Source organism: Corynebacterium sp. MSK074 (assembly GCF_030229735.1).
Taxonomy (GTDB): Bacteria; Actinomycetota; Actinomycetes; order Mycobacteriales; family Mycobacteriaceae; genus Corynebacterium.
Genome location: NZ_JASPIX010000017.1, coordinates 17,464 through 27,897, shown reverse-complemented (window position 1 = coordinate 27,897; position 10,434 = coordinate 17,464). Strand labels below are relative to the sequence as shown.

The 10,434-nt window shown below is 56.9% G+C and carries 9 protein-coding genes; 3 read left to right on the top strand and 6 right to left on the bottom strand.

Annotated elements, in window-relative coordinates; all coding sequences use genetic code 11:
• Positions 1–55: 55 nt before the first annotated feature.
• Positions 56–649 carry a response regulator transcription factor gene (locus QP965_RS10880; RefSeq protein WP_284844911.1) on the top strand — a complete coding sequence of 198 codons (594 nt, stop codon included), beginning with the start codon at positions 56–58 and terminating at the stop codon, positions 647–649.
• A 40-nt stretch (positions 650–689) separates the two neighbouring features.
• Here QP965_RS10880 and QP965_RS10875 read toward each other — a convergent pair whose 3' ends face one another.
• Entirely contained in the window at positions 690–2,072 is a 1,383-nt protein-coding gene (locus QP965_RS10875) for a hypothetical protein (RefSeq protein WP_239278849.1), read from the bottom strand.
• A gap of 204 nt (positions 2,073–2,276) precedes the next feature.
• Complete coding sequence (locus QP965_RS10870; protein ID WP_239278850.1) at positions 2,277–2,450, bottom strand: antitoxin; 174 nt, start codon at positions 2,448–2,450, stop codon at positions 2,277–2,279.
• A gap of 335 nt (positions 2,451–2,785) precedes the next feature.
• Here QP965_RS10870 and QP965_RS10865 point away from each other — a divergent pair, with 335 nt between their 5' ends.
• Positions 2,786–4,045: a site-specific DNA-methyltransferase gene (locus tag QP965_RS10865; protein ID WP_284844910.1), complete on the top strand. Its 1,260-nt coding sequence runs from the start codon at positions 2,786–2,788 to the stop codon at positions 4,043–4,045.
• Here the strand turns inward: QP965_RS10865 and QP965_RS10860 are convergent.
• The 3 genes from QP965_RS10860 to QP965_RS10850 are packed head-to-tail and all read right to left on the bottom strand — an operon-like array spanning position 4,042 to position 8,080.
• Complete coding sequence (locus tag QP965_RS10860; protein ID WP_239278852.1) at positions 4,042–5,022, bottom strand: CE1 family esterase; 981 nt, start codon at positions 5,020–5,022, stop codon at positions 4,042–4,044. The genes QP965_RS10865 and QP965_RS10860 overlap by 4 nt on opposite strands.
• Complete coding sequence (locus QP965_RS10855) at positions 4,998–6,740, bottom strand: ABC transporter ATP-binding protein (protein WP_239278877.1); 1,743 nt, start codon at positions 6,738–6,740, stop codon at positions 4,998–5,000. Before QP965_RS10855 ends, QP965_RS10860 begins: the two co-directional genes overlap by 25 nt.
• Positions 6,740–8,080: an ABC transporter transmembrane domain-containing protein gene (locus QP965_RS10850; RefSeq protein ID WP_350309242.1), complete on the bottom strand. Its 1,341-nt coding sequence runs from the start codon at positions 8,078–8,080 to the stop codon at positions 6,740–6,742. Before QP965_RS10850 ends, QP965_RS10855 begins: the two co-directional genes overlap by 1 nt.
• 127 nt (positions 8,081–8,207) lie before the next feature.
• Here QP965_RS10850 and QP965_RS10845 point away from each other — a divergent pair, with 127 nt between their 5' ends.
• Positions 8,208–9,014 (top strand): class I SAM-dependent methyltransferase, encoded by an 807-nt coding sequence (locus tag QP965_RS10845; protein ID WP_284844908.1) that lies wholly within the window; start codon positions 8,208–8,210, stop codon positions 9,012–9,014.
• On the opposite strand, the gene QP965_RS10840 is transcribed toward QP965_RS10845, so the two are convergent.
• Positions 9,011–10,396, bottom strand: a complete 1,386-nt coding sequence (locus tag QP965_RS10840) for an anaerobic C4-dicarboxylate transporter (protein ID WP_239278856.1) — start codon at positions 10,394–10,396, stop codon at positions 9,011–9,013. The two genes, QP965_RS10845 and QP965_RS10840, sit on opposite strands and share 4 nt — an antisense overlap.
• Positions 10,397–10,434: the final 38 nt, after the last annotated feature.

Sequence of the window (10,434 nt, the reverse complement as noted above, 5' to 3'; positions counted from 1 at the left end):
CTTCCACGAGACGGACCACACGGTCCTTTGCATCCTGGTCAAATTTTCTTGGCATATTCCAGATTTTCCCATCTACTCAAACGGAACAAAACCTGGGACACTTCACCTCTTAGATACAGAGCCAGATATCAGCGTTGTGGCTGAGTGCGCAACGGGCGCGGAGGTTGCGGGGCTCGTCGCCAAGCATGGCGTCGACGTTGCGCTACTTGATATTGAAATGCCCGGCAAGAACGGGCTAGATGCGGCCGCTGAACTAGAGGGCACGGGTTGCCGCAGCCTGATTGTCACGACCTTTGGGCGCAGTGGCTACGTCAAACGTGCTTTGGAAACAGGCGTAGCTGGCTTCGTAGTCAAGGACACCCCACCCGAACAACTTGCCGAAGCCATTAGGCGAGTGCACGCCGGTCTAAAAGTCATCGACCCTGCACTGGCCCAAGAGACTATTTTCACGCCCGACAATCCACTAACCGCACGCGAAAAGGAGATCGCATGTCATGTCTTGGAGGGAAGCGACACCCGCCAGATTGCCGGGCATCTTCACCTGAGCACTGGCACAGTGCGCAATATTGTCTCATCGCTCATCGCCAAGACAGGAACTGGGAACCGCTTTGAAGCAGCAACTACTGCACATGCCCAGGGATGGATATAGAAAAAGGAAGCCCACTGCGCGGCCCCTTTTGCTTGGCTTCCTATTCTGGCTGCTTTAGCTCAAGAACATTGACCATGCCCTGAATGACTACGTCCATCACCTTGGAAGCTAGGTTGAAGTAGAAATCAGCCGAGTGATAGCGCAGGGCTCCTACAGTACTCAACTGCGAGAGGCCGTGGATGGAGGCCCACAGCGCCGCAATCTGGGTAAAGAGAATCCATGGAGATCGTGGCCCATTCGACTCGGAAATGGCATCGCGCACCAGATTCATGATGTAGGTAAAGGCCTTACCCATATCAAATGGCTGCTCAGTATCGCCGGACTCTTCGAAAGAGACGGGGACAATCGAGCGGCTTGATACTTCGATAAGGGCGACGAAGCCGACGGGGTCTTCCAGCGCATACTCCAAATATCCGAAGCCGGTTGCCTTAATATAATCCAGCCCGTGGGATCCTTCTGGCACGGCCTGGTTCTGGCGCATGATCGCTAGCGTATTGGCTTCATCCAAAGACTCTTCCAAAGAACGCAGCAGGTGAGAATTACCATCGAAAAGATGCTCTGCGTCTGCCAAATCTACACCTGCTCGGGCAGCAGCTGAGCCGAGATGCAAGCTAGGCAGACCGTTATAGACAATCTCTTCGGCCGCACCACGGAAGATAGCTGCACGCTTTTCCTCAGCCGTAGACTTTGGCATGTCCTTTGCTGCTGTAGTAAACGGTTCCGCTGGACCGCCAACGAGTGCTAGCGGTTCAAAGGGCGCAATCTCCCCGTCACGCAAGCTATCTTCCAACCCAGAAAATAAAGTCTCAATGCAAGCATTGAAGGTCTGCTTCTTCGCCGTGGGCGAGAGATGACGCATAATGCCGAACGTGGCCAAGTGAGTAATACCCTGCAACTCAGACAAGAAAGTAAGTGTTTGAATCACTACCAAGCGGTGATCAAAATCGCCGCGTGCTGCAATGGCGGCTTCCCGCATGTGTTCAAGCATCCAGCGGAAGGCGGGCGGGAAGGCATCAAAGCTTTTCGCCTCTTCGATGCCGTCCTCAAAGTTGGGAAAGCTCGTTGCCGTCTCGCCGTTGTTATAAGCGGCGAAGTAAGTGGGGTTATCAACAGCCAAGTTGAAGTAGACCTTGGCAGATTCGCAAAGTTTCTGGATCGCGGTCGCGTCATCCGGCAAATTATCGAGTGCCTCGTAGGACGCTACTCGGAGACGCTCATCCAAGAACCGGCTGGTTTGAATGAAAAGGTCGTGGTCATCTTCAAAGAAGGACTTAGCTTCATCGACTGGAACAGCGATCTGCTCCGCCACAGCACAAACCTTTAAAGCGTCGCACCCACCCTTAGCCAAGATACGGGCACTCTGCTCCAACAAACGCTGCTTAGTGGAGCCCGCATGGGAAACGGTGCCTTCAAGATTGTTCACAAATATAATCCTAGCGATTTCATGCAGAATTGCTTGGGATACGTTCACTCTATAAGTTGAGTCACCCACAAAAAGGTGGGAGCACCAGAATAGACCTTTGCCAGCTTTATGCCGCTGGTCTTTATATAGCTTTGGCCCCCAGCCCGCAAGGGCTGGGGGCCAAAATAGAAAGTAGCCATTCGCCCTTTAAGTGGGCGAAGCTATTTACTCGTTACCGAGCTTTCCGTCAGCTGCGTCACGAGCCTTGTCGATCTGGTCAGCCTTGTCTTCGCCCAGCTTGCCCTTAGCTGCCTCAGCTGCCTTGTCCAAGCCCTTGTCGCTGAGCTCTTCGCCCTTGTCGGAGTTCAGCGCGTCCTTTGCCTTATCGAAGATACCCATGTGGCTATCCTTTCTTCTAGTTCTAGCTTTATCTAATAGCTGCCGTGTCCGGCAACACGCCCCAACGTACCGACACTTGAGCCAACATGCCACCGAAAAGTTCTTTAGGTCACTAGACCAAATAAGTTCTACTACTCCATATCCAAGTTGCCCTCAGGGGTATGTGGACACCCCCGCAGCCTAACGACCACCCAATAGGGCCTACTGCTTTAGCCCGGCCCTAGCCATGCTTAAGGAAAAGCAGTGAATTATTTTAGCCAAAGGCCAATTTTCCTAAGTCTTGCAAATGATAGCGTTAGACGGTATCGACGATTCTCCGACGAAGGCACTGCACCATGGCTTCCACTAACCCAGCGCGACCATCTACTCCAGAGACGGGCATGGAATTCTTTGGCTTAGTATGGCCGGGCAAGGAGGCAGCTCGAGCAGCTGCTAACACCCCTCTGCCACGCCATTTCACGCGTGATTCTGCACTCAGTACAGCTGTCGGCGCTGACAACGCGATTATTGCCGCAGATAATCTTCCAGTACTTCAGGAACTTGCCAGCCGCGGAGAGCTCTTTGACGTCATTTACATAGATCCTCCCTATAACACCGGAAAAGACTTTGTCTACCGCGACAATTACCGTTTGCGCCGGCAGATGCGCTCGGGGAGCTATGCAGAGTGGCACTCGCAATGGTTGTCTATGATGCTTCCCCGGCTCATCTTGGCCCGGCAAGTATTGTCAACAAATGGTTTTATTTTCGTATCCATTGGAGAGGACGAAGTAGCCAATACCCGCAAGGTACTCGATGAAGTTTTTGGAGAGGAGTGCTTTGCCGGCCAATTGATTTGGAAAAAGGCAGGAACCGGCAAGAATGATTCTAAGTACGCGGTGGTAGAGCACGAATATATTCTGTGCTACGCCCGTACTCCTGATAACCCTGGATTCAATGTCGATCTCCTTGGCCACACTTCCACAAAATACAACCATGAGGATGACAAGGGGAAGTACTCCTTGGTGCGGTTGGACTCTAAAACCCTTGGGTACCTTCCCTCCCTCGACTTCCCTATCTCCGGGCCCGATGGCAAGGAATATTGGCCGGACCAGCCGGTGGGAAAAGAAAAAGTCGCCCGTTGGCGCTGGGGCCGAGATATGGTTGAACAGCGCTTCGATGAGCTCGTCTTCCGCCGAGGGTTTGTTTATACCAAGAACTATCAGAAGGTGGGAGCGCGCCCACGCTCCATCTTGGACGGCGAGCGATTTGGGGTGACCCGCACTGGCCGGCGCGATGCTGAAGACGTCATGGGGCTAGAGGGCATTTTCGAGTTTCCCAAACCGGTGCGCTTGATTAAGCACCTCATTTCCATTGCAGGTGGAAAGGATGCGCGCGTCCTCGACTTTTTCGCGGGCTCTGGCACCACTGCCCAGGCGGTGGTGGAACTCAATAGCGACGATGGGGGCACTCGGTCTTTTCACCTTGTGCAAATACCAGAGCCAACCTCCCCGCGTAGCGCTGCTCATCGCGCGGGCTTTTCTACCGTTGCAGATATTTGCATTGAAAGGGTGCGCAAGGTCCCAGGCGCTAACTTTCATGTCTACAGACCGGACTAAGTCTGTGCGGTACCGGACGGGCGCCCGGGAATGCCGAAGAAGTCTAGGACGCGGTCGGTAGCGAAGAATTTGCCAACCTCATTGTGCGTGTCTGCTGTACCACCGGGCCATACGTGTGAGCCTCCGGCGATACGGATGTGTTCAAGTGGTGCGGTACAGCCGCTCCACTTCATATCGAGTGCATTGTTGACTAGGCGGGTCGTGTCGACCTTGGTAGAGCAACCATTACGTTTACGGTCCTGTTCCAGCACGGATTCCACGGAGTAGTACTTGGTCTTGTGGCGCGTTCCTCCGTAATAGCCCACCACGGGGTCCACTGTGCCATGCATGTCCAATCGCCCCACGGGCGAATGAGCGCAGTCTTTAAGAATATCTTTGTAGTAGGCAGCGGAAACGGTAGCTACGGACTTGAAGACATCGGGCATCTGACAGGCCAGGTAGGCGGCAAACCCGCCGCCGTTTGACATGCCGGTAGCAAAAATCCGGGAGTCATCTACCCGATACGTTGCTCGCACGGCATCAATGATGTCGCGAACAAATTTCTTGTCTTCTGCCGTTGATGTCTTGGCATAGGGAGCAGGGCTCCAAGCCTTCTTTTTACCTTCTGCGAAAACGGTGATGGCATCAGCGGCATCGAGGCGGGAATAGCCGCGGAGATTCTCGGCAGATTGTCCCCAGCCTGGAAAGGCCAGGACCATGGGCCACTTTTTCTCCCCGGTGTAGTCTTTGGGCACGCTGAGGATGAAGGAACGGCCCGAGGGAAGATTAACGGTGGTATAGCTTCCTGGCTCGGGTCCGCTCAGCGGTGCGGAGGTTGGGATCCCTAGGTTTTTCGTCTCGGTTGGGACTGCTTGGGGCACGGAGTCAGGCGAATCGGCCGAACATGATGCGCCGGCAACCGCAAGGAAAATCACTGCTACCGCACCAACCAGGGCCCGTAGCGACCTCGCGTTCATCTTTGTCGTCCCTTCTGCCATGCGGTCCATAGTTGCTTATAGCGGCCACCATAATCTAACAATTCGTGGTGACTGCCTTGCTCCACCACCCGCCCGTTATCCATCACGGCGATGTTATCGGCTCGTGCGGCTTGGTCTAGTCGGTGGGCCACTACCAATGCAGTTCGCCCACGCGTAACCGCTGTCGCGGCTTCTTCCAGAGCTTCCGCCCCCACCGATCCGGCCTCTGCGGTGGCCTCATCCATGATGACGATCTTGGGATCTAAAAGCAATATTCGCACCAGGGCAAGCTGCTGCGCTGCTACTGGGTCAAGGTGGATTCCCTGAGCGCCAATGACCGTATCTAGACCCTCCTCTAACTGCGCATACCACTGTGCGCCGACGCGCTGTAGTGCGTCTTCCATTTGTGCGTCTGAGGCTTGCGGGGCGGCCAAGGACAAATCTTCGCGCAGGGTTCCTGAGAATACGTGAACCTCTTGGGAAATCATCGCTAAACGCGCCACCCTTTCGGAATCAGAAAGGGCCGAGACCTCTACTCCGTCCACCAAGACTGTTCCGGTAGCCGGGACTCGCAGTCCGGCCAAAAGAGCAGCGACCGTGGTCTTTCCTGCACCAGAAGCTCCCACCAGAGCTACGGTGTGCCCAGCGGGAAGCTTAAGGTTCACGTCTTGCACAGCCCAGCCGCCGTCATCGTAGCTGAAGCTCACTTCTTTCAATTCGGCAACTCCACCTGAGGCCGGGGCGCCGAAGTCTGGTACCGCCCGTGGTGGATCCATAACCACCCCAACTATCCGAGACAGGGAGGCATAGCCGGATTGAACGGTATCGACTACTCGCATCAATCCCATGAGCGGACCCCGCAAGCGAATGAGAAGGAGCATGGCCGCGGTGACGGCGCCAACGGTGAGCGCCCCAGCCTGCACCACCCAAAAGCTGATGACCAGACCGCATACCAACATGACTAGCTCAATGACCGTCATCCATAGCTGTAGGACCATCATTGTCCTTCGCGCGGCGTACCCTTTGTCCACCACCTGTGCGGAGGCACGTTCAATACCGGCATGCATCTGGTCTTCCATGCCAAAGGCGCGCACAGTCTTTCGCCCTCGAATTGCCTCCAGGAGCCTGCGTGCCCGTTCCGCCATGGCAGCGCGTTCGTCGGTATAGCGTTGTGGAGCGCGCTGCAGGTACTGGCGCGCAGCAATGAAATATAGCGGCGTAACTGCGCCTACTACCAGTAGGTATTGCCAATTGAGGCTAACTAGTGCCACCCCGGTGGTTGCGATGGCGAAGGCAGATTTCGCCAGCACGGGGACGGTCTCAGTTACGGCTGCCGATAGTTCTGCTACGTCGTCGGTCGAGCGAGAGACCAAATCCCCAGTGCCGGCTTCCTCCACACGGTGGGTAGGCAGGCGGAGAGCGGTAGAAACCATATCCTCGCGCAATGAGGAGATTACGCGCTCGCTCAGGCGCGAAAGAACATAGAACCCCGTCGCGGAAAACAGAGCGGAGACCACAGCCACCAGCACCAACGAGATACCGATGGGCACAATGTCGCCTTGATCAATGACAGCGTCAACGATCTTTCCCAATAGGATGGGGATCGCTACATTGCTGCCGGCGCCTGCGGTAAGCAAGGCCAAGGCCGCTGCTGCTTGGGGGCGGGCACCGGGGACGTCGGAAAGCTGGCGTCCCACTTCCTTACGCACTCGGGGCCAGGAGGCCGTAGGAAACCGCATCATAGCTGCGCCCCCACTGCTGCCCACGCCGGCGAAGTGGTGAAGACAAGCGTGGGCTTAGGCCCGCGGTGATGCGCCACTCGCTGCGCAATTTCCTGCTCGGTCACCGAATCCACCGCGGTAGTTGGATCGGCCAAAATTAAGATCTCTGCGTCCGCAGCTATGGCTCGTGCAAGCGCCACGCGCTGTTGCTGTCCACCCGAAAGGTTTCGGCCGCCTTCTCCCACCTCACGGTCCAACCCGCCCGGGATATCTTCCCCTGCAGCTACGAAGAGGGCTCGTTGTGCACTCGCGCTATCCGGATGAATATTGTCCCGCACGGTCCCCTCAAAAAGCATGGTTTCGTGTGGAACAACCAGGAATCGCTCGCGCGGCAAGAAGACGAGATCCTCTGGAACAGGCTCGGGCACCACGTTGATCCCAGGGGCGAGGGCCGGAACCTGCGGTTCACTCTTCTCCACCCCGGGAGCGGCGAGGACGGCGATAATGCGCTCAGCGCTTGCCTGTGCGGCCGCCCACCGCGAGGCGATATTTCGGCCCAGCATCGTCATCGGGGTGATAATGAACTGCGTAAGGCCAATGATAGTAATGAGTTCACCTACGCTAATCATGGAACGCATGGCCATCGCCCCTGCGCCAATGCCCACTGCAATGACATAAACCGATCCCAAAATCTCCGTAGTCGCATTAAGTCGCGCTTGGGCAGCATTGGCTTCCACCGTTCGCGCATAGGCGGCACCAGACACCGCGGAATAACGCCTACTCACTGTGGCTACAGCGCCCAGGCCCTTAAGGATCCGCAGGCCCTGGACCACATCGGTGGCCATGGAGCTGGCTTTGGCCAACGCCGCTTGGCGGATTCCGGAACGCGTACGCAGAGGCTTTGCCGCCCGCACAGAGCCCCACACCATTAACGGCCCGCCACACAAAATAGCGATGCCTAAAGGCAGGTTAATACGGCTAGCCATGACCGCCACATACACAATGGCGGTGATCTCAGCGACGGGGAAAACCGTCATCATCACCGCATTCTGCACGCGCCGTGCGTCCGTGGAGGCGATGGCCAGCAGCTCGCCGGCGGTGCGGGGCTCGCCTGCGATGCCCCGCGGATCCTGAATCCTATCCGTGATGGACATGCGAACATCGTGCCCAATTACTAGCATGGCTCGCGCGTTAAGGCCGCGTCCGAACCATGCGGCTATGGCATTAAGACCAAAAGCTGCCCCCAATACCACCAGCCACATGCCTAATCGGTCAACGGATCCTTTCGACACAGCTTCATCAATGGCATGTCCCACGATCACTGGAGTCGATCCGTTAAGCAGAAAAGATACAGCCATGCAGAGTGCGGCCGGCACAGTGAGGGATGGACGAGAAAAGACAGTCTTTAGCAGCCACCTGGGATCTGATGGTGCAGGAAGTGTCCTCATAGGCAGCCATTCTAATTCGCGGTAGGTTAGATGGGCTATGACGACTCGCCGCCCCGATCCCAGCCACTTCCCTAGCTACCGCAAGGCCTCCACTAGACAAGGCCCCGGCTTCCGCAATGCCGCGCAACGTACCGCTTCCGCCCAGGCCTTCCGCCGCGGCGCGAGCACCTATCACGATGTGCGCCCCGGCTATCCGGACGAGGTTTCTGCCCTTATCGCTGACGCCCATACCGTTGCCGATATTGGTGCCGGTACTGGAAAACTCACCGAGTCCCTACCCAATCCTCGGGTTTTGGCTCTGGAGCCTTCCGACGATATGGCTGGAATTCTCGCAGCACGCCTCCACCTGCCAGTCCTTCGTGCTACGGCCGAAAACACCGCGCTTGCCGACGCCTCCTTAGACGCCGCCTGCCTCGCCCAAACCTGGCACTGGGTCGACGTGCCAGCCGCCTGTGCAGAGCTTGACCGCGTCCTCGCGCCGGGCGGGAAGATTCTCCTGGTGTGGAACACGCTTGATGTCAACGCGGACCCCTGGATCCTGCGGCTGTCTCGGATCATGCACTCCGGGGATGTACATAAACCAGGCTTTTATCCGAACTACACGGAGCCGTGGTCTTTAGACCACGAGCTGCGCTTGACCTGGGAGAACGAGCTTACCCCGGAGCAGCTTCACCAGCTGATGCACACCCGATCCTATTGGCTGCGCAATGGCGAAGACATCCATGAACGTATGACCCACAACCTGGATTGGTACCTCTACGAGCACATGGGATTTAAGCCGGGGCAAAAACTACGCATCCCGTACCGCACGGATGCCTTCGTGCTGGTACGGGATTCGGATTAGAGCAGGACCTGCGCCAGTAGCGAGCCCACCACGCAGGAGGTGAACACCGAGATGGCGCCAGGGACAAGGAAGGAGTGGTTGATGACGAACTTGCCAATGTGGGTAGTGCCCGTGCGGTCGAAGCCGATGCAGGCTAGGTCCGAAGGGTAGGTTGGCAAAATGAAGTAGCCGTATGCTGCGCCGTAGAAACCAACGATAATGGCGGGATCGATGCCGAGCTGCAGGCCAATCGGAGCGATGGCAACCAGGGCGGCGGCCTGGGAGTTGACCAGCTTGGACACGATGACCAGTACCACCGCGTAGGCCCACGGGGCGGCCTCCACTACGGACCCGAGGTTGGACTCCAGGGCATCGATATGGGCTTCGAAGAAGGTATCTGCCATCCATGCCACACCAAAGACCGAGAATACTGCGGTCATACCAGCCTTAAAGACTGGCGTGGACGCGATCTTCTTCGGGTCAGCCTTGCAGCTAAGCAGGATGATTGCGCCGGCAACAAGCATGACCATTTGGATAACCAGGTTCATCGAAAGCGGGCTCAACTCGCCATCATCGCCTGGGACGAGGGGGCGCAGGAACTCGAACGCACCGAGTGCCACCACGCTGGCGATAGCCACGAGGAAGATAACCACCGCACGCTTTGCTTCTGGCGAAAATTCCTCATCCATGAGCGACCCGGTGGACTGGTGAATGCTTTCTGCGAACTCCGGATCCTTCATGCGCTCCTGGAATGCCGGGTCCTCGTCCAAATCCTTGCCGCGGCGCAGCGACCACAGCGCAGCGAGGATAACGCCGGCAAGCGAGGCGGGCATAGCCACCATGAGGATCTGCGGAATGGAATAGGCATGGTCGATAGCGCCGGCATTCTCCGCGATGATGGACGCTAGGGATACGGTGGCCACAGACACTGGCGAAGCCGTAATACCCATCTGAGCCGACGTCGATGCCACGGCCATGGGGCGCTCTGGGCGGATGCCCTTCTTTAGGGCAATATCCTCGATGATCGGAAACATCGTGTACACGACGTGACCCGTACCGCATAGAACCGTCAGGAACCAAGTGGTCAGCGGCGCGAGGATGGTAATGCGCTCTGGGTGGGCGCGGAGAAACTTCTCGGCAAATTGCATCATCACTTCCAAGCCACGCGCCTGTTGCAAGGTGGCCGCGCAACCGATGACCGCAATGATGGTCAGCATCACGGACACCGGCGGCTCACCCGGGGCGAGGCCGAAGACAAAGACCATGAGCATCAAACCGATGCCGGAAATAAGACCAAGTCCGATACCACCATAGCGAGTGCCCAGAAGCAGGGCACTGAGGATGATGATGACCTGAAGCACGATGGCCAGAATTGAATCTGGCGCAATTACGCTGGCTAGCATGCTGAGCCTTCCATCACGAGAGAATCTTTGACTGGTTA

Coding starts and splice junctions, on each gene's coding strand:
- QP965_RS10870 (WP_239278850.1), bottom strand. CDS start 2,450: ATGGGTATCTTCGATAAGGCAAAGGACGCGCTGAACTCCGACAAGGGC.
- QP965_RS10865 (WP_284844910.1), top strand. CDS start 2,786: ATGGCTTCCACTAACCCAGCGCGACCATCTACTCCAGAGACGGGCATG.
- QP965_RS10860 (WP_239278852.1), bottom strand. CDS start 5,022: ATGGCAGAAGGGACGACAAAGATGAACGCGAGGTCGCTACGGGCCCTG.
- QP965_RS10855 (WP_239278877.1), bottom strand. CDS start 6,740: ATGCGGTTTCCTACGGCCTCCTGGCCCCGAGTGCGTAAGGAAGTGGGA.
- QP965_RS10850 (WP_350309242.1), bottom strand. CDS start 8,080: ATGGCTGTATCTTTTCTGCTTAACGGATCGACTCCAGTGATCGTGGGA.
- QP965_RS10845 (WP_284844908.1), top strand. CDS start 8,208: ATGACGACTCGCCGCCCCGATCCCAGCCACTTCCCTAGCTACCGCAAG.
- QP965_RS10840 (WP_239278856.1), bottom strand. CDS start 10,396: ATGCTAGCCAGCGTAATTGCGCCAGATTCAATTCTGGCCATCGTGCTT.